Source organism: Frigoribacterium faeni, assembly GCF_007988805.1.
Lineage (GTDB): Bacteria > Actinomycetota > Actinomycetes > Actinomycetales > Microbacteriaceae > Frigoribacterium > Frigoribacterium faeni.
The window spans coordinates 1-17237 of record NZ_BJUV01000037.1; the positions used below are offsets into that span (position 1 = coordinate 1).

A 17237-nucleotide genomic window follows, 5' to 3' on the forward strand; every position below is an offset into this window, starting at 1 on the left:
CCGGCGAGCCGACCCCTGCCGCGACGGCCGTGGCCCTGCTCGCCGAGCTGACCGGCGGCGAGGTCCTCGAGCCCGACCGCCCGACGCCCGCAGGGGTCCGGCTCGCCGGGGTGACCACGGCGACCGGCCTCCGACTGGTGGCGGCGAACCTGTCCGGGGTGGAGGCGCGCCTCGAGGTGGTGCTGCCAGAGGACGAGGACGACCCGCGCCTCCTGGTGGTGCCGGCCTGGGGCGTCGCCGTCGGCTGACGTCAGCGCCCGCGACCGCCCGAGAACAGGGCATGGAACAGCGGCACCGCCGACACGGCGATCAGCACGGTGCCGAGCACGTCGTCGTCTCCGCCGCGCAGCACGGCGCCGGCGATGAGCAGCCCGCCGAAGAGCACGGCCGACAGCAGCCGTCGGGCCACGCGGTCGAGACGCGCGACCTGCTTCTCGAGGCGCGGGCTGTTCACCTCGAGCGTGCCCTCGTCGAGACGGGTGACCAGCGCGTCGAGCCTGCCGGGCAGCCGCACCGCCACCGAGGCGGCATCGAGGGCGCGGCGGCCGACGTCCTGAGCGAGGTTGCCGCGCTCGTCGCGGATCAGCTGCGCGGCGTAGGGCTCGACGGAGTCCCACAGGTTGAACGTGGGGTCGAGCGCGCTCGCGACCCCGGAGGTGAGGGTCATCGCCCGCAGCACGAGCAGGAAGTTCTCGGGCAGCTGGAACGGCAGCGATCTGATCAGCTCGCCGAACTGGGCCGCGAACTCGCGGAACTCCCGCGGGTCGACCTCGCGCAGCTCGGCGAAGCCCATCCCGCCGAACCGGGCGAAGGTCGCGGTCATGGCCCGCTCGAGGGCGACCGTGTCGGCCGAGGCCAGCAGCACGCCGAGGTCGCGCATGGCGTCGACCAGACCGGCGCCGTCCCGCGACGCGGCCGCGATCAGCATCGTCCGCAACCCGCGGCGCGTGCTCGCCGGGACCTCGCCCATCATGCCGAAGTCGATGAAGGTCAGCGTCCACGGGCGCTCGCCGTCGGCCGCGGCCACCGGCGTGACGAAGATGTTGCCGGGGTGCGGGTCGGCGTGGAAGAACCCCGAGGTGAACAGCTGGTCGAACATGACCTCGGCGAAGACCGGGGCGACCTCGGACGGGTCGATGCCCGCCGCGGCGAGCCCGGCCACGTCGGTGATCTTGATGGCCGTGACGTCCTCCAGGGTGAGCACCCGGCGGGTGCTGCGCTCCCAGACGACCTCGGGGACGCTCACCCGGCCGTCGCCGGCGAACTCCGCGGCGAAGTGCGCCGAGTTGGCGGCCTCGCGCAGGTAGTCGATCTCCTCGAGGCTGGTGCCGGCGAACTCCTCGACGAGGGCGGGCGCGTCGACCCGGTTCGAGACGAGTCTCACGTGGCTGAGCCAGCCGCCCACCTTGCGGAGCGCGGCGAGGTCGATGTCGACGATCACGTCGATGCCGGGCCGCTGGACCTTGAGCACGACGGCGCTCAGGCCGGTGTCGGCCGCATCGACCGGACCCAGCACGGCGCGATGCGCCTGGCCCAGGGAGGCGGCGGCGATCGGGGTCTCGTCGATCCGGGAGAAGACCCGGTCGAGAGGCATGCCCAGCTCGGCCTCGGCCAGAGCCCGGATCTGCGCGAAGGGCACCGGAGGGACCTCGTCCTGCAGGCCCTCGAGCTCCTTCGTGATCTCGGGGGGCAGCACGTCGAGACGCGACGAGAGGTACTGGCCCACCTTGATCATGAGCCCGCCGAGGTCGAGGGCGAGCGCATGGAACCCGCGGGCGAACCGCTGCATGCGCTTCGCCCTCGTCCTCTCGGCGAGCCAGCGGAACCCGACCCGCGGCAGCGCCAGCTCGAACCACCAGGTCACCGCGAGGTGCCAGGAGGCGAACCGGAGGATGCGGCGGTACCGAGCCCGGCCGGCCCGGTCTCTCGCCGTGGTGCTGGACGGATCGGCGTCGGTCGACGTCACCCCGGTCAGTCGCGGGCGAGGATCGAGTAGATGCGGCGACGCGCCTCGTCGAGGATCGCGACGGCCTCGTCGACCTGCTCGGCGGAACCGGTGCGACCGATCTCCGCGGCCGCGCGAGCGAGCTCGACCCCGGCCTTCGGCAGGGCGGTGAATCGGTCGCCCTCGGCCGATGCCGTCGAGCGCCACGGGGTCCCGGGCTCGGCGTCGGCGACGGCGCGGCCGGCCTCGGTCAGCGAGTAGACCTTGCGTCCGTCGGCCTCGTCGGCGGTGACCAGTCCCTCGTCGGCCAGCAGCTGCAGGGTCGGGTAGACGGAGCCCGCGCTGGGCTTCCAGCTGCCGCCGCTGCGCTCGTCGATCTCGCGGATGATCTGGTAGCCGTGCATAGGCTTCTCGGCCAGGAGGGCCAGCACCGCGGTGCGGACGTCGCCGGGCGCCGCTCGGGTGCCGCCGCGCTTGTCGAAGCGGGACCGGAACTGGTCCATCGCCTGCCACATCCCGTCGAGGTTGTCGCCGAGCGTGAAGGCACCGGGGGTGGACGCGTTGCGCATGATGAGCTCCTGTCGAGGGGGTCGAGCGATACCCGGACGATATACCTCCGAACCTGTGGGCGCGGCGGGCTTCCGCCGTGGATCCCGACGCCTCAGCCCGCCGTCGACACCTCGACGCCGACGATCCGCCCGTCGTCGAGGGTCACGGGGTGCACGTCGCCCACGATGCGCAGCCCCGCCTCCGTCTCGCGCACGTCGCACGACGGACCGACCCAGAGCTCGACCTCGCCGGGCTCGACGACCCGCCGCCCGTTCCGGTCCGTGAACGCCAGACGGGCGGCCGGCACGTCGAAGACGACCCGCGCCTCCTGACCCGGTTCGAGGGTCACGCGGGCGTAGCCGAGCAGCTGCGCGACCGGTCGGGTGACCGAGCCGACGACGTCGCGGGCGTAGAGCTGCACGAGGTCGGTCCCCCGACGTCCACCGGTGTTGGCGATCCGCACCGAGGCGGTGAACGACTCGCCGGCCGGCACCTCGACGTCGTCGACCATCAGATCCGAGCGATGCCACGTCGTGTACGACAGGCCGTGCCCGAAGGGCAGCACCGGCGTGCTGTCGGCGCTCGTCACCTCGGACGGGCCGCCGAGCACGGGGTGCAGGTACGAGAACGGCTGCGCCCCGGCCGAGCGCGGCATCGACACGGGCAGGTGCCCCGTGGGCTCGACGCCGCCCGCCAGTACGGCGGCCAGGGCGTTCCCGCCCTCCTCGCCCGGGAAGAACGCCTGCACCACGGCCGCGGGCGCCGCCGACCCCGAGACGGCCCAGTCGACGGCGTAGGGCCGGCCGGACAGGACGACCAGGACGACGGGCGTGCCGGTGGCGACCACGGCCTCGACCAGCTCGCGCTGCACGCCGGGCAGCTCGAGGCTCTCGACGTCGTTGCCCTCGCCGACCGTGCCGCGACCGAACAGGCCCGCGCGGTCCCCCACGACGACCACGGCCACCTCGGCCTCGCGTGCGATCTCGACGGCCGCCGCGATGCCCGACCGGTCGTCGCCCTCGACGTCGCAGCCATGGGCCACGACGATCTCGGCGGCCGGCAGCTCCGCCCGCATCCCGTCGGCGACGGTCGGCAGCTCGATGCCCGACGGCACGCCGGGGTGGTGCGCCAGCACGTGGTTCACGAACGAGTAGCAGCCCATCAGCGCCTCGCCGCTGTCGCCGTTCGGGCCGATGACGGCGATCGACGACGGCCCGGCGAGCGGGAGCACCCCGTCGTTCGTCAGCAGCACGATCGACTCCTCGGCGAGCCGTCGGGCGACGGCGCGATGCTCGGCGGAGTCGAGCTCGAACACGGTCGGCGGGGCCGTCTCGAACGTCTCGTCGAGCAGCCCGAGATCCTCCTTCTCGGCCAGCACCCGGAGCACGGCGCGGTCGACGAGGGCCTCGTCGACCCGCCCGGCCCGGACCCGATCGGCCAGCGGCTCGAGATAGGCGTCGCCGGTCGGCAGCTCGACGTCGATGCCGGCCTCGAGCGCCAGCGCCGCGGCCTCGCCCCGGTCTCCCGCGACCGCGTGCATCATCTGCAGGAACGCCACCGAGAAGTAGTCCGAGACCACGACGCCGTCGAATCCCCAGCGTCGTCGCAGCACGTCGGTCAGGTACTCCGGCGTGCCGGCCACGGGCACGCCGTCGATCTCGGCGTAGGAGTTCATCACCGAGCGCACCCCGCCGTCGAGCACCGCCATCTCGAACGGCGGCAGCAGGACGTCCTCGACGAACCGGGGCCCGATCGGGGCGGGCGCGTGGTTGCGCCCGGCCGTGGACGCCGAGTACCCGACGAAGTGCTTGAGCGTCGCGTGCACCCCGGCGGACTGCAGCCCCCTCACGTAGGCCGTGCCGATCGTGCCCACCACGTACGGGTCCTCGGCGATGCACTCGTCGACCCGGCCCCACCGCGGGTCGCGGATCACGTCGAGCACCGGGGCGAGCCCCTGGTGCACGCCGAGCTCGCGCATCGACCCGCCGATCAGCCGGGCCATCCGCTCGACGAGCTCGGGGTCGAACGACGCGCCCCAGGCGAGCGGCGTCGGGAAGGTCGCCGCCTGCCAGGCCGCCAGCCCGGTCAGGCACTCCTCGTGCACGATGGCCGGGATCCCCAGTCGCGTCTCGTCCCGCAGACGCCGCTGCTCGCGCCACAACCAGGAGGCGCGCTCGGCCGGGTCCACCGGGCGCGTCCCGTAGACCCGCGTCAGGTGCCCGAGCCCGTGCCGGGTGGCCTCGACGTAGTCGCCCGAGGTGGCCATCTCGCCCTGCATCGGCGCGACGTTCCCGGTGCCGCGATCGACCCACCAGCCGACCAGCTGCGCGAGCTTCTCGTCGAGGGTCATCTCGGCGAGCAGGGCTCGGACCCGGTGGGAGGCGCGGGGCTCGCCCCGCTCGCCGGTCGCCTCGGGCGAGGCGGTCTGCGGTCGTTCGACGGTGTCGGTCATGTCGGCTCGCGCCTCCTGGTCGGTGTCGCTGGTGCGGTCGTCCGTGCGCGTGGTGCTCATCCCTTGACCGCCCCGGTGAGGCCGCCGACGATGCGGCGTTCGAAGAGGCTGAAGAAGATCAGCGCGGGCAGCATGGACAGTGCGGTGAAGGCGAGCACCCGGGCGGTGTCGACCGAGTACTGCGACGAGAACGCCTGCACGCCGAGCGGCAGCGTGAAGGTGGACGGATCGTTGAGGATGAACAGCGGCAGCAGGTAGCTGTTCCAGCTGGCGATGAACGCGAGGATGCCCACGGTGATCACGCCGGGCAGCGACAGGCGGACGACCATGCGGAAGAAGAACCCGAGCCGGCTGCAGCCGTCGATGAACGCGGCCTCCTCGATCTCGTCGGGGATCGCCCGGAGGAACGGCACGAGGATGATGATGGTCGTCGGCAGCGCGAAGGCGATCTGCGGCAGGATGACGCCGGCAAGCGAGTTCGTCAGGCCGAGGTCGCGGATCACGAGGTACAGCGGCGTGATGGCCACCGTCATCGGGAACATCAGCCCCGCGGCGAACAGGGCGTAGAGCACGCCGCGACCGGCGAAGCGGTACCGGGCCAGCACGTAGCTCGCGGCGAGACCGAGCGCGACGACGCCGATCGTGGTCGCTCCCGCCGAGATCAGCGAGTTGCCGACCTGGCGCCAGAAGGTGCCGCCGGTCAGCACGTCGAGGTAGTTGCCGACCTGCCAGGGGCTCGGGAGCCCCGACGGGTCGGTGGTGATCTGCGCGTTGGTGCGGAAGCCGCCGATCACGATGAAGGCGACCGGCGCGAGCATCAGCACGATGACGACGACCGCGACCACGTACGCGACGCCGCGTCCGGGATCGGCGATCCCGCGCCTCCTCCGCGTCACGGGTCTCGGAGCCCCCGGGGCGGACGCGCCGTCGCGGGGGCGGACGGGCAGGGTGCTGGCGGTCATCGTTCTTCTCCTGCGGTGGTGACGGCCCCGGCCGTGTCGCGTCGCAGCACGAAGCGCTGGTAGACGAGGGCGACGACGAGGGAGATGAGGAACAGCACGACCGCGACCGCGTTGCCGTAGCCGTAGCTGCCCGACGTGCGGCCGTTGGCCACCATGTAGGTCGCCATGGTCGAGGTGCCCGCGGTGGCCGCGATGTACTGGCCCCAGATGATGTAGACGAGGTCGAAGAGCTGCAGCGAGCCGATGATCGACAGGAACGCCCAGATGCGCAGCGTCGGACCGAGGAGCGGCAGGGTGATGCGGCGCTGGATCTGCCACCAGCTCGCGCCGTCGATGGCCGCGGCCTCGCTGAGCTCCTCGGGGACGCCCTGGAGTCCGGCGAGGAAGAGGATCACGGCGAAGCCGACGTACTTCCAGGTGATGATGACGAGCAGCGTCCAGATGGCGATGCTCGGGTCGGCGAGCCAGTCGCGGGCGAGAGCCCCCAGACCGAGGTCCGTCAGCAGGTCGTTGACGGCGCCGCTGCCCTGCAGCATCAGGCTCCAGCCGGTGCCGACGACGACCTCGCTGATGACGTAGGGCACGAAGATCAGGACGCGGATCAGCGACTGCCCGCGCAGCTTGCGGTTGAGCAGCAGCGCCAGGCCGATCGCGACCGGCCCCTGCAGCACGAGCGAGAGCACGACGATCGTGGCGTTGTGCCGCAGCGCGTCGAGGAACGTCGGATCCTGGAAGATCGTGACGTAGTTGCGGAACCCGACGAAGTCGGACGGGGCGCCGAAGCCCTGCCAGCTGAAGAAGCCGTAGTAGGCGGCCATGACGATCGGGAAGACGACGAACGCCAGGAACACCACCAGGGCGGGGCCGACGAGCAGGGCGATCTCGAGGCCGCGGGCGCCACGCCCCTTCCGGGACACGGCCCGGGAGGCCGCCGGGGGCGACGCGAGCGCGTCGCCCCCGGCGGTGGCGTGAGCCCGCGAGGGTGCGGCGGGCCGCACGGCGGGTTCGCGGAGACTCACGACGAGACCCCTACGCCTTCTTGGCGGCGGCGTCGACCGCGTCGACGAACTGCTGCGGCGTGCCGTCCCCCGACAGCAGGTCGACCACGGCGACGTTCATCGCGTTGCCCACGTTGAGGCCGTAGACGGTGTCGAGCCACTGCGAGACGAACGGGGCGTCGTTGTAGGCGCTGAGCACGTCCTGCAGGTAGGGCTCGGTGACGGCCTCCTGCGCGACCGTGTTCACCGGAGGCGCGTTGAAGGCCTTGTAGTAGGCCTCCTGCACGTCGGGGGTCGCGAGGTAGTTCAGGAAGTCGACGCACGAGTCGGGGGCGCCGGCCGAGCAGGAGTACCCGTCGACGCCGCCCATGATGGCGCCGGCCTGGCCGTCACCGCCGTCGACCTCGGGGAACGGGAACCAGCCCAGGTCGGGCAGGGGCTTCTGGTCGGGGGTCAGCGACGCGATGACGCCCGGGTCCCACGCGCCCATCAGCTCCATGCCGGCCTGCTTGTTCGCGATGAGGCCCGCCGAGCTGCCGGCGCCCTGCTGGGCGGCCGTCGTCAGGAACCCGTCGTTGAAGGGCTCGGTGTCGCGGAAGTCGGCGAGGTCCTCGGCCGCCTTCACCCAGCAGTCGTCGCTGAAGTCGCGGTCCGTCGCGGCCTGCTCGAGCACGTCCGAGCTGCACGAGCGCAGCGCGAAGAAGAAGTACCAGTGGGCGGCGGGCCAGGCGTCCTTGCCGCCGAGGGCGACGGGCGAGACGCCCGAGCCCTTCAGCGCCGTGACGGCCTGGTCGAGCTCGTCCATCGTGGTCGGGGCCTCGGTGATGCCGGCCGCGTCGAAGAGGTCCTGGCTGTACCAGAACCCGCCGGGCAGCACGGCGACGGGCATCGAGTAGATCTTGCCGTCGACCGAGCCCGACCCGAAGGTCCCCTCGCTGATCTGGGACGTCGCGTCGTCGGAAATGACGTCGGTGATGTCCTTCACCTGCCCGGCCGAGACCATCGCCTGCAGCTTGCCCCCGCCGCGCTGGAGGAACACGTCGGGGGCGTCGCCCGAATTCAGGGCCGTCTGGAGCTTGCTGTCGAAGTCCTCGTTCTGCACGGTCTGGACGTCGATCGTCACATCCGGGTTGGCCTTCTCGAAGTCGGCCGCCGTGGCCGTCCAGAAGTCCTGCCCGGGTCCGGTGGTCGAGTTCTGCCAGAGCGTGAGCGTGCCGTCGTCTGCAGCGCCCGATCCGCCGCTGCAGCCGGTCAGCAGTCCCGCTCCGATCAGCAGGGCCGCGGACCCGGCCAGGAGCCGTCGAGATGTGGTCATGGTTCCACCTGTTCCTCTTCATTGAGCGGCCGTGGTCGGCCGAGCCCGCCGCGCTCCGATGCGCGGCGTGGCCCTCAGTGTCGAAAAGACGGCGGCGGGTGTCAAACGTTTTCGAAAACCATTTCGACGGGTCTAGGCTGCCGATCGTGATGACGCGGCGGGTGACGATCCACGACGTGGCGAGGGCCGCGGGGGTCTCGGTGGCCACGGTGTCGAAGGCGGTCAACGGCCGGTACGGCGTCTCCGCCGCCGCCGTCGAGCGGGTGATGGCGGCCGTGGACGAGCTCGGCTACGAGTCGAGCCTGGTCGCCAGCAGCATGCGCGCCCGGCGCACCGGCGTGATCGGCGTGCTCGTGGCCGACTTCGAGCCGTTCAGCTCGGAGGTCCTGAAGGGCGTCGGCGCGGCCGTCCGCGCCCGCGGCTCCGAGTACGACCTGCTGGCCTACAGCGGCGCCCACCACGGCGAGAACTCGGGCTGGGAGCGCCGCTCGCTCAGCCGCCTGAGCGGGACCCTGATCGACGGCGCGATCCTCGTCACGCCGTCGGTGCTGACGACGACCGCGAGCATCCCGGTCGTGGCCGTCGACCCGCACACCGGCCGCACCGACCTGCCCTCGGTCGAGGCCGACAGCCGAGGGGGCGCGCTGCTCGCCGTCGAGCACCTGATCGCGCTCGGCCACCGGCGCATCGGCTTCCTCGCCGGCCGTCTCGACCTCCGGTCGGCGTCGCTGCGCGAGGCGGGCTACGTGCAGGCGCTGAGGTCGGCGGGGATCGCGCGCGACCCGCGGCTGACCCGGCACGGCGACTTCGAGCTGACCGCCGCGCGCCAGGCCGCCCGGTCGCTGCTGACCCAGGCGGACCGGCCGACCGCGGTCTTCGCGACCAACGACCTGTCGGCGATCGCCCTGCTGCGCACCGCGCTCGACCTGGGGCTGCGCGTGCCCGACGACCTCAGCATCGTCGGCTTCGACGACATCCCCGAGGCCTCGCGCGAGTCCCCTCCGCTGACCACGGTCCAGCAGCCCATGCAGCGGCTCGGCAGCGTCGCGGCGGGCATGCTGTTCGCCATGCTCGACGGGGGCGAGCCGACGGACCCCGAGGTGCGGCTGCCGACGCGGCTGGTCGTGCGCGGCACGACGGGCCCGCCGCGCACCTGACGCTCCGCGCCCGCGGCTACCCGAGCCCGGCCAGCACCGCGTCCGTCGTCACCGCTCGGCCGAGCGCCGGCAGCACTCGCGCCAGCACGTGCTCGTGCGACTCGGCCGAGCGGTCGGTCATGGCGTCCGTCACGACCAGCACGTCGTAGCCGAGGTCGTACGCGGCCCTGGCGGTCGACTCGACGCCGAAGCTGGTCGCGACGCCGACCAGCACGACCTGCGTCACCCCGCGGACCTCGAGCCGCCCACGCAGATCGGTGCCCGCGAACGCGTTCCAGGTCCGACGCGACGCGAGCAGGTCCTCGGGCTGCGGGTCGAGCTCGGGCAGGACGGTCGAGAACGGCTCGGGCCACTGCTGCGCGCCCTCCGCAGAGGTCGTCCGGCCCGGCGGCGTGCCGTCGACGGAGGTGAGCACGACGACGCGGCCGTGCGCCCGGTAGGCGGCGGCGAGGGCGGCCGCCCGTGACACGATCTCGTCGATCGGGTGGGCCATCGCGGCCGAGGTCGTGCCGACCTGCAGGTCGACCACGATCAGGGCGCTGGTGGCGGGGATGGTCATCGGCCCTCCGCTCCCGCGGCGACGGTGGTCACGGCGTCGTCCGTGCGGACGGGCTCGCCCTCGGCGGCGTCGTCCGCCGCGCGCGCGCCGCGCTTCTTCAGGGCGGTCACGCCGAGGAGCAGCACGATCGAGCCGGCCGTCCAGATCAGCAGCTGCACGAGCCAGCGCAGGGAGCCGTCGCCGCCGAAGAACAGGATGTTCCGCATCTGCTCGAAGGCCCCCGAGCCGATCCAGCCGTTGTGCACGACCTGCCAGAACGGCGGCAGCATGCTCTCGGGCACGCTGCCGCCCGCGCTCGGGAAGTTCAGCGCGACGAGGAACAGGATCACGAGCAGCACCCCACCCTGGCCGGCGAGCTTCGTGAAGAGCGTCGCCAGCAGTCCGACGGTGAACGAGTAGATCATGCCCACGCCGAGCACGGCCGCGACGCTGCCGAACGGCACCTCGAAGTCGACGAACAGGCTGATCACCGAGAAGCCGAGCACCGGCACGAGCAGGGCCGCCCCCGCCGACGTGGTGACGAGAGCCCGCGTCCGGGCCCCCGGCATCACCTGACTGATGGCCGTGATCGCCAGGAAGGCGCCGACGGTGCAGATGACCAGCAGGAAGAACAGGACCGATCCGCCCGGGTCGTCGGCCGGCAGCGGCGACACGTTCTCGACGGCCGCCGTGCCGCCGAGCTCGGCCGCGATCTGCTGGCCGAGCTGCGTGACCACGGGCACCGCGAGGGCGCCGCCGCCCGAGGCGACGATCGTCGTCACGTCGGATCCGTCGACCACGATGGATCCGACGGAGGCGCGGGTCGAGACGTCGGCGGCGGCCCGGGTCGCGTCGGTGGTCACCGTCACGTCGAACGCGTCCGGCGCCTCCTCGTCGATCAGGTCGACCAGACGGTCGGTGGTCGAGGCCGGGCCGGAGAGGGTGATGGCCATGTCGTGCGGCACGGGCGCGTGCGCCGAGCTGACGTACGCGATCGTGAAGGCGAAGAGGAAGAACAGCGGCATCGAGATGACCGCGATCAGCGTCGTCTTGAGCGACGCCTTCCGCTTCGGATCGACCGAGCCGGGACTGACGACCAGGTCGAGGTGGTTCTCGGGCATCGTGAAGGCGGGCTCGGGCGAGCGGCGCTCGTCGACGTGGCTCGTGCTCATCGGACTGCTCCTTCTGCGGTGGTGATCGAACGGCGGTCGCGGCGGTCCGGATCGGCGTCTCCGCCACCCGGCCCCCCGACTCCGTCGTGCACGCCGTCGTCGATCATGTAGGCCTCGACCCGCACGTGACGGTGGTCTCCCTGGTCGGCGGCTCGCGCCTCCTCGGCTGCTCGTCGCTCGATGGCCGCGAGGGACTCGCGGGTCGCCTGGCGCGATGCGACGTGCTCCTCGTCGCGCTCGGTGAGCAGCGCGATGGCGCTCCTCTGCGCCCGCACCGTCTTGGTCAGGTGCACGACGACCGTCGCGAGGATCAGGCCCACGGTCCAGGCGAGCAGCTGCAGCAGCCAGCGCTGCGTGCCGGCGCCGTCGAAGTAGACGATCGAGCGGAACGACTCCATGGCACCGGCGCCGAAGTAGAAGCCGTGGATCGCCTGCCAGAACGCGGGCAGCATGGCCGACGGGCCCGCTCCCCCCGCGCTCGGGAAGTTCAGGAACACGATGAACCCCATGATGCCGAAGGTCGCCGCGTTGCCCAGGAACTGCTGGATGAGGATGGCCGCGGCCCCGACCGTGAACACGTACAGCGCGTTGACGCCGAGCAGTGCGGCGATCGTGCCGAAGCTCGCGCCGTAGTCGCCGACCCAGATCGACGAGAGCCCGAAGACGATCAGCGGGGCGACGACCGCGGTGATCGCCGAGGCCGTGTACCGCACGCGGAGTCGGGCGTCGGGCTTGACCTGCGTGAGGACGATGATCACGAGATACGCCGCGAGGGACGTGTAGGTGAGCAGGTAGAAGAGCGTCGTGCCGAGGGTGTCGGTCGCGGCGAGGGGCGCCACGTCCACGGCCTCCGAGGTCGTGCCGAGCTGCTCGGCGACGCTCGCGCCGGCGGCCGTGACGGCGCTCGCGACCGAGCGGCCCTCGGCGTTCGCGACGTAGGTGGTCACCGTGAAGGCCGGCGGGCTGTCGGCGGTGGCACCAGCGGCGGGGGTGTCGGCGGTGATCAGGATCGAGCCCTCGACCGTGCGGTCCTCGACGCTCGAGCGGGCCTCGTCGGTGACGTCGGTGTGGGTCGCCTGGAACTCCGACGTGCCGTCGAGGCCGTCGGAGATCTGCGAGACGACCTGCTCGGGGCCGACCACGAGCAGCGAGAGGTCGTTCGGCGTCGGCTTGTGCAGGGCGCTGACGAACATGAGGGGGAAGACGATGACGAAGAAGAGCGGCAGCAGCAGGGCGGCGACGATCGTCGTGGCGGGGTTCGAGGCGCGGGAGGCGCGGGTCGCGTCGGGCGCGGTGCCGTCGGGCCGGGAGGGAGGGGCGGGGACGTCGGTCACGGAGGACTCCACAGGGTCGGGATGAGTGGGATGCCACGCGCGAGCGTCGATGGTCGGCCTGCGGCAGAGACTGTAAACAGTGTTTAGAAATGTAAACTCTGTTTGCAACTCGTGTCAACTGCGTCCGCAGGAGATATGACAGCCCGGCATGGGACGCTGGAGCCCTGACCGAAGAGAGGAACCCGATGGCCCCCGATGCGCCCCGAGTCGCCCCGCGCCGCGACCGATCCGCCGCCGTGAAGGACGCCATCCGGGCGGCCGCGCGTCGGCAGTTCACCGCGAAGGGGTTCGACGCCACCGGCATCCGCGAGATCGCGGCCGAAGCGGAGGTGAACCCGGCGATCGTCATCCGCCACTTCGGCTCGAAGGAGTCGCTCTTCATCGAGACGGTCGACGGCGGCACCGCCTGGCGCGCTCTGCTCGACGGCCCGATCGACGACGTCGGCGAGCGCGCGGTGCGCCGCATCGTCGAGGGGCGCCGGAGCGGGCTGCAGACGTTCGGCGCGATCATGCGGGCGTCCGGGCGACCCGAGATCCGCGAGAGACTGCGGCAGTCGACCACGTCGTTCTTCGCCGAGCCGCTCGTCGCCCGTGTCGACGCCCCCGACGCGCGGCTGCGCGCGCACCTGTTCGCCGCCCAGCTGACCGGCCTGATGACGGCGCTGGCGGTCTACGACGACGAGGTGCTGCTCGACGCGCCCGTCGACGACATCGTCGCCCGGTACGGCCCGAGTCTGCAGGCCATGCTGACCGGCCCGTAGCCCTCCGGCTCAAGACGACAGCGCCAGGGGATGGGCACGGCACCACGAGTAGACGTGGTGCTGTGCCCATCGCCTGGCGCTGTGGGAGCGAGCGAGGAGGCGCGGGTCAGGCCCCGGGCACGTACCGCTGGACGAGATCCTGGATGAAGGGGATGACGTCCTGCACCTGGTCGACGCCCGCGATGGCGACGGCGACGAGGGGCCAGAGCGAGACCAGCAGGGTCGAGATCACGGCGGCGACGCCGAGCACCCAGGCGAAGGCGCCGTTCCGGACGGTCACGATGATCGCCAGGAGCACCAGCGCCAGGACGTAGCCGATCAGCAGGGCGATCGCGATCTGGCCGACCGGAACGTCGAGCGCGCCCGCCGTGCCGCCCTCGGCCGCCCCGATCAGGGTGAGGACCGGGACGAGCACGCCCAGCACGATCAGCAGGCAGAGGACGACCGACGTGATCAGCGCCGCCCAGACCGCCCGAGGGCGGGGACGCCGGGTCGAGGAGGTCGAGCGGCGGCCGAGCATCAGCGGGCCGTCGAGTCGTCGTCGGAGGGGCGGTCGTCGCCGTCGACCTCGACCGTGACGGTCCCGTCGGCGACGGTCACGACGACGTCGGCGTCTCCGGAGGCGTCGATCCGCGTGGTGTCGTCCGTCGAACTGACCTCGTCCGACGAGTCGGCATCGGCGGTGCGACGAGCCGCGTCGCTGGCATCGGCGACGGAGTCGACGGCATCGGCCGCGGTGGCCTTCGCGTCGTCCGCCACCGCTCGTGCACGGTCCGCCACGTCGCCGGCCTTCTCCGAGACGGCGTCGCCGAGATCGGCGGCCGAGGACGTCGCCTCGTCGGCGACCTCTCCGGCCTTGCCGGCGAGCTCGTCGGCCTTGTCCGAGAGCTGAGCGGCGGCGGCGGAGGCGCCGTCCCGGGCGTCGGCGGCGACGTCCGCGGCCTTGTCGGCCGCGTCCCCTGCGGCGACCCTCGCCTTGTCGGCGGCGTCGCCCACGGCGGCCTTCGCTTTGCCGGCCGCGTCGCCCACGGCGGCCTTCGCCTTACCGGCCGCATCGTTCACGGCGGCGGAGGCGGCGTCGACGCGGTCGGCGGCGTCCTCGTCCGAATCGAAGGGCCCGTGGATGTCGGTGACGGTCACGTCGATGGCGACCGGCTCGTCGTCGAGCTGCCCGACGGCGTGCTGGATCTGGGTGCGGATGGTGTCGGCGAGCTCCGTGACATTCGTCGGGTACTCGGCGACGACGGAGACGTCGACCACGAGGCCGTCGTCGGTGGTGCCGGCGCGGACCCCGGGTACGGTGCCCGATCCGATGGCGCCGCGGAGGGCGCCGGCCAGACGGGCGGGAGCGGTGCCGAGCTTGTGGACGCCGGTGATGCCGAGGACGGTCACGGCGATGGTGTGCTCGAGGACCTCTTCGGGCGAGGCGCCCTCCGACGGACCCGCTGCGGCGAGGTCGATCGGCGTGACGTGATGGGTGGACTCGGTCATGAGACCGTCCTTTCTACGAGAGGCGCGGACCGGGATGCGGAGCGAGCCGGGGCCCGGCGAGAGCCGGGGTGATGCGGAGTCGAGGCGATCGGGCGGATCGGGCCCCGGCGCGAGCCGGGGCCCGATCCGGGCCGGGGTGCCTGCGGCCGGAGGGCCGGGGGCGATCCGGTCAGTCGAGCCGGGTGGCCGAGGCCATCTGGGTGCGCAGGCCGCCGTTGATCTGGATGACCACCGGCGTCTCCGTGCCCAGCAGGGCGTCCCAGCGCTCGACGGCCTGGTCGATGCTGCGCCGGATGTCGACGGGAGACGCGCCGCGGCGGGCGTTCGCCGTGATCCGCAGGACGTTCTCCCGGCGGACCCGGAACGCGGTGACGTCGATCGAGACGATCCCGGGGATGTCGCCCAGCGCCTCCTCGAGGACCTGCTCGGCGACCTTCGCGTCGATCACGAGACGTCCGCCCGTGGGCTCGTTGCGGGCCGAGCCCTCGTCGACGCTCAGCAGCGTGCCGGTCTGACCGTGACCCTGACGGAGGGCGAACCAGATCAGCAGGGCGATGAGCACCAGGGAGGCGGCGGCCACCACCCAGAGGATCCAGACCTGGTCACCGGAGAGGGCGTCCGACACGGGGCCGGTCGCGTCGGAGGCGGCACCGGAGACGGTGTCGCGGACGTCGGGCCAGAGGGCGCCGACGGCCACGGCGGCACCGCCGGCCAGGAGCACGAGGCCGACGACGAACACGAGGAGGCGGTTCAGGGCGCGATTGGTGTTGTTCATGCTCCGACCGTTCCTTTCTTGGAGAGGCGCACCTTGTGGCGGAGCGCCGGCGTGTAGTCGTAGGCGTCCAGCTCGTCGCGGACGGCCTCGTCGATGCTGCGGAGGTCGGTGGACCGCCCGGAGGTGCGGGTCACCTCGATCACGGCGGACCGCTTGCCGACGCTGACGCTCACCTGATCGGGGTCGACGTCTCCCGCGTAGCTCGCCGTGCGGGCCAGCGAGCGGGCGATGACCCGGTCGTCGACGACGGCGACCGTGCGCTGCGAGGCACCGCCACGACGACCGCGACGCCCGGGGGCGAGCGAGACGGCGATGAGCACGACGCCGACGATCGCGACGACGACGCCGATGGCGGTCAGCACGCCCACCGGGCCTCCCGCGGCACCGAGCACGGCGCCGGCGGCGTCGGCGGGGGCCACGAGGAGAGGGGACTGACCGATGGCGGCCAGGACCGACTCGGTTCCGATCCAGGCGAGGACGACGATCAGGACGATCGCGAGGGTGATCGCGATGCCCGACCGCGACGAGTGGGTCTCGCGACGGACGATGCGCCGATAGAGCGGACTGCTGCTCATGAGACTCGCTTCCTTTCACGGATGTCCGCGCCCGTGACCTGCAGGTCGACGCGGTCGATGGCCGACCCCGTCAGCTGCAGCACACGCGAGCGGATGGTGGACTGGGCCGACGAGAGACGCTCGAGGAGCGTGCCCGTCGACCGGGTGGGGACGCCCAGGGGCGAGATCCGGATCGGCGTCTTCGCGACGACGCTCAGGGCGCCGTCCCGATCGGCCAGCTCGACCGACACGTCCGACGCCGAGACCTCGAGGGCCTCCGCGGTGACAGCCGACACGACCCGGCGGACGGCCTTCGAGGTGATCTTGTTCCGGCCGTGGAGGGTCTGGTCGGCCGTCACCGCCGCGGTCATGACGACCGCCGCCCGCGGAGAGCGTCCGCGAGTCCGCGCACGTCGAGCTTGCCCTCGACGACGCGTCCGATGCCGAATCCGATCGCCATGGCGATGGCGACGAACACGAAGGCCCAGAAGCCGAAGGCCAGAGCGGTCAGCGCGAGGACCGCGCCGACCAGCATGCCGGTGGTGGTGGCGGTCACTTGACGCGGCTGTCGTCGGCGTCGTCCTTGTTGTCGTCCTCGGAGGGGATGTACACGTCGGACACGGTGACGTTGACCTCGGTGACCTCCATGCCGACGACCTGCGAGATGGCGTCGGTGACCGACTTGCGCACGTCGTCCGCGACCTTCTGGAGCTCGACGGGGTACTCGGCGACGATGACGATGTCGGCGGCGACCTGCTTCTCGCCGACCTCGACCGACACGCCCTGGCCGCGGTCCTGCTGGTTGATGGCGTTGCGGATCGCGCCGATGGCACGGGCGGCGCCGTTGCCGAGGTCGTGGACGCCACGGACCTCGCGGGCGGCGATGCCGGCGACCTTCGAGACGACGCCTTCGGCGATCGTGTTCTTGCCGGCGGCCTCGCGGGACGAGCTGGTGGCGGCGGGGGTGACGTTGCTCATGGGGTTCTCCTTGTGGGTGTGCCGGGCGGTCGGCCCGGGGTGAGTCGGTGTGCCCGTGAAGCGGACACATCATTCAGACGCATCGACGATGTCGGACGTCACGGTCGTTCAGGCGACTATCAGAATGAGCTTCCGGGCGACTCGCTTTGCGGCCAATTCGTCCCCCGCGCAGGGGCCGTCCGGGCCGTCCCGCGGCGCGTCCCCGAGCACCCGGCCGCACTCGCGAAGCGGCCAGCGGGACGGCGCCACGGACGAG

19 protein-coding genes are annotated in these 17237 nt (G+C 72.2%); 3 read left to right on the top strand and 16 right to left on the bottom strand.

The features are described from left to right. On the top strand, nt 1-248 hold a 248-nt coding region (locus FFA01_RS16015; RefSeq protein ID WP_167627392.1), incomplete at its 5' end, for a hypothetical protein. A gap of 2 nt (nt 249-250) precedes the next feature. Here FFA01_RS16015 and FFA01_RS13635 read toward each other — a convergent pair. From FFA01_RS13635 to FFA01_RS13660, 6 genes are all read right to left on the bottom strand, one after another. Next, nucleotides 251-1966 carry an ABC1 kinase family protein gene (locus FFA01_RS13635; protein ID WP_146856737.1) on the bottom strand — a complete coding sequence of 572 codons (1716 nt, stop codon included), beginning with the start codon at nt 1964-1966 and terminating at the stop codon, nt 251-253. Nucleotides 1967-1971: 5 nt separating this feature from the next. Further along, nucleotides 1972-2514: a PadR family transcriptional regulator gene (locus FFA01_RS13640; RefSeq protein ID WP_146856738.1), complete on the bottom strand. Its 543-nt coding sequence runs from the start codon at nt 2512-2514 to the stop codon at nt 1972-1974. A gap of 92 nt (nt 2515-2606) precedes the next feature. Continuing rightward, nucleotides 2607-4946 carry a beta-xylosidase/alpha-l-arabinosidase gene (locus FFA01_RS13645; protein WP_146856766.1) on the bottom strand — a complete coding sequence of 780 codons (2340 nt, stop codon included), beginning with the start codon at nt 4944-4946 and terminating at the stop codon, nt 2607-2609. Between the two features lie 56 nt (nt 4947-5002). Next, nucleotides 5003-5908, bottom strand: a complete 906-nt coding sequence (locus tag FFA01_RS13650; RefSeq protein ID WP_146856739.1) for a carbohydrate ABC transporter permease — start codon at nt 5906-5908, stop codon at nt 5003-5005. Beyond that, a complete protein-coding gene (locus tag FFA01_RS13655) occupies nt 5905-6927 on the bottom strand; it encodes a carbohydrate ABC transporter permease (RefSeq protein WP_182501074.1) in 1023 nt (340 codons plus the stop codon). The genes FFA01_RS13650 and FFA01_RS13655 overlap by 4 nt, the downstream gene beginning before the upstream one ends. Nucleotides 6928-6937: 10 nt before the next feature. Then, the gene (locus FFA01_RS13660) at nt 6938-8221 is read right to left on the bottom strand and encodes an ABC transporter substrate-binding protein (RefSeq protein WP_146856740.1); all 1284 of its coding nucleotides are present in this window, start codon (nt 8219-8221) and stop codon (nt 6938-6940) included. A 149-nt stretch (nt 8222-8370) separates the two neighbouring features. Here FFA01_RS13660 and FFA01_RS13665 point away from each other — a divergent pair, with 149 nt between their 5' ends. Then, nucleotides 8371-9378 (top strand): LacI family DNA-binding transcriptional regulator, encoded by a 1008-nt coding sequence (locus FFA01_RS13665; RefSeq protein ID WP_146856768.1) that lies wholly within the window; start codon nt 8371-8373, stop codon nt 9376-9378. A gap of 16 nt (nt 9379-9394) precedes the next feature. Here the strand turns inward: FFA01_RS13665 and FFA01_RS13670 are convergent, their stop codons facing one another. Genes FFA01_RS13670 through FFA01_RS13680 form a run of 3 tightly spaced genes read right to left on the bottom strand, consistent with a single transcriptional unit; the run spans nt 9395 to nt 12422 of the window. Further along, a complete protein-coding gene (locus FFA01_RS13670) occupies nt 9395-9937 on the bottom strand; it encodes a cysteine hydrolase family protein (protein ID WP_146856741.1) in 543 nt (180 codons plus the stop codon). Next, the gene (locus FFA01_RS13675) at nt 9934-11088 is read right to left on the bottom strand and encodes a hypothetical protein (protein WP_146856742.1); all 1155 of its coding nucleotides are present in this window, start codon (nt 11086-11088) and stop codon (nt 9934-9936) included. Before FFA01_RS13675 ends, FFA01_RS13670 begins: the two co-directional genes overlap by 4 nt. Then, nucleotides 11085-12422 (bottom strand): ABC transporter permease, encoded by a 1338-nt coding sequence (locus FFA01_RS13680; protein WP_146856743.1) that lies wholly within the window; start codon nt 12420-12422, stop codon nt 11085-11087. The genes FFA01_RS13675 and FFA01_RS13680 overlap by 4 nt, the downstream gene beginning before the upstream one ends. A gap of 185 nt (nt 12423-12607) precedes the next feature. Between FFA01_RS13680 and FFA01_RS13685 the strand changes: the two genes are divergently transcribed. Continuing rightward, the gene (locus FFA01_RS13685; RefSeq protein WP_146856744.1) at nt 12608-13183 is read left to right on the top strand and encodes a TetR/AcrR family transcriptional regulator; all 576 of its coding nucleotides are present in this window, start codon (nt 12608-12610) and stop codon (nt 13181-13183) included. Nucleotides 13184-13289: 106 nt separating this feature from the next. Here the strand turns inward: FFA01_RS13685 and FFA01_RS13690 are convergent, their stop codons facing one another. The 7 genes from FFA01_RS13690 to FFA01_RS13720 all read right to left on the bottom strand — a co-directional run bounded on the left by FFA01_RS13690 (nt 13290) and on the right by FFA01_RS13720 (nt 16981). Next, nucleotides 13290-13703, bottom strand: a complete 414-nt coding sequence (locus FFA01_RS13690) for a hypothetical protein (protein WP_146856745.1) — start codon at nt 13701-13703, stop codon at nt 13290-13292. Further along, the gene (locus FFA01_RS13695; protein WP_146856746.1) at nt 13703-14674 is read right to left on the bottom strand and encodes an Asp23/Gls24 family envelope stress response protein; all 972 of its coding nucleotides are present in this window, start codon (nt 14672-14674) and stop codon (nt 13703-13705) included. Before FFA01_RS13695 ends, FFA01_RS13690 begins: the two co-directional genes overlap by 1 nt. A gap of 169 nt (nt 14675-14843) precedes the next feature. Further along, nucleotides 14844-15449, bottom strand: coding sequence for an Asp23/Gls24 family envelope stress response protein (locus FFA01_RS13700; RefSeq protein WP_146856747.1), 606 nt, complete (start codon nt 15447-15449; stop codon nt 14844-14846). Next, nucleotides 15446-16024, bottom strand: a complete 579-nt coding sequence (locus tag FFA01_RS13705; protein ID WP_146856748.1) for a DUF6286 domain-containing protein — start codon at nt 16022-16024, stop codon at nt 15446-15448. The genes FFA01_RS13700 and FFA01_RS13705 overlap by 4 nt, the downstream gene beginning before the upstream one ends. After that, complete coding sequence (locus FFA01_RS13710; protein ID WP_146856749.1) at nt 16021-16374, bottom strand: hypothetical protein; 354 nt, start codon at nt 16372-16374, stop codon at nt 16021-16023. The genes FFA01_RS13705 and FFA01_RS13710 overlap by 4 nt, the downstream gene beginning before the upstream one ends. Beyond that, a complete protein-coding gene (locus FFA01_RS13715) occupies nt 16371-16559 on the bottom strand; it encodes a DUF2273 domain-containing protein (protein ID WP_146856750.1) in 189 nt (62 codons plus the stop codon). The genes FFA01_RS13710 and FFA01_RS13715 overlap by 4 nt, the downstream gene beginning before the upstream one ends. After that, the gene (locus FFA01_RS13720) at nt 16556-16981 is read right to left on the bottom strand and encodes an Asp23/Gls24 family envelope stress response protein (RefSeq protein ID WP_146856751.1); all 426 of its coding nucleotides are present in this window, start codon (nt 16979-16981) and stop codon (nt 16556-16558) included. Before FFA01_RS13720 ends, FFA01_RS13715 begins: the two co-directional genes overlap by 4 nt. Nucleotides 16982-17237: the final 256 nt, after the last annotated feature.